Here is a 651-nt window from a genome sequence, read left to right as displayed (position 1 = left end):
GAAGACTAGAAATGGACGGAAGTGGTAAACATATGTGAGCAAAACTGGTAACAATAAATTAACATTTCTGGTAATTTTCAAATTAACATTTTTGGTAAAAATTATATTGACAATATTATAAACCTTGTAGAATATTTGGTTAAGTATCATAGTGTCGGGCTTATTATTAATACTGGAAAGTATATTTTTGATGTTCCTCAGGATGTTCTTGATTATTGTGAAAACAATGATTTTCCACTGTTAATTTCACCATGGCATATTCATATGGTTGACCTGATTAAAGATTTTTGTATGCGTTGTTTGTTTTCGCAAAAAGAGGATTATTTGGTTACACAGTATTTTCAAAATATTTTTAGTGATCCACGCACTATTGAAGAAAATAGGAATGAACTGATGCGTAGTCCCGTCTTTAGAAGTTATCACTATATTTTTTAGGACTTCTTTTTAACCAAATATTAAATTGTGCCGATTTTGTCGGCTTTTTTTGTGTTTTTGTATTTTTTTAAATTATTTTTTATGTTATAATATTAATAGTGATAGTAGTGTTATATATTTTGGAGGTATTTTTATGGCTTATTTTCTTAAAAAAACTACTTTAAAGGGCAGGACTTATCTCTCTATCGTTGAAAGTTTCTATTCTCATGAAAAGCG

At 28.3% G+C, this 651-nt stretch carries 1 protein-coding gene; it reads left to right on the top strand.

Annotation, left to right across the window (positions count from 1 at the left end):
* Window positions 1-57: 57 nt before the first annotated feature.
* Entirely contained in the window at window positions 58-435 is a 378-nt protein-coding gene (locus B5E87_RS14860) for a PucR family transcriptional regulator ligand-binding domain-containing protein (protein WP_087246183.1), read from the top strand.
* Window positions 436-651: the final 216 nt, after the last annotated feature.

Origin of the sequence: Massilimicrobiota sp. An142 (assembly GCF_002160725.1) — a bacterium.
GTDB lineage: Bacteria > Bacillota_I > Bacilli_A > Erysipelotrichales > Coprobacillaceae > Allocoprobacillus > Allocoprobacillus merdigallinarum.
Note: the sequence above shows the minus strand (reverse complement) of the source record. Positions and strands in the feature narration are given on the sequence as shown.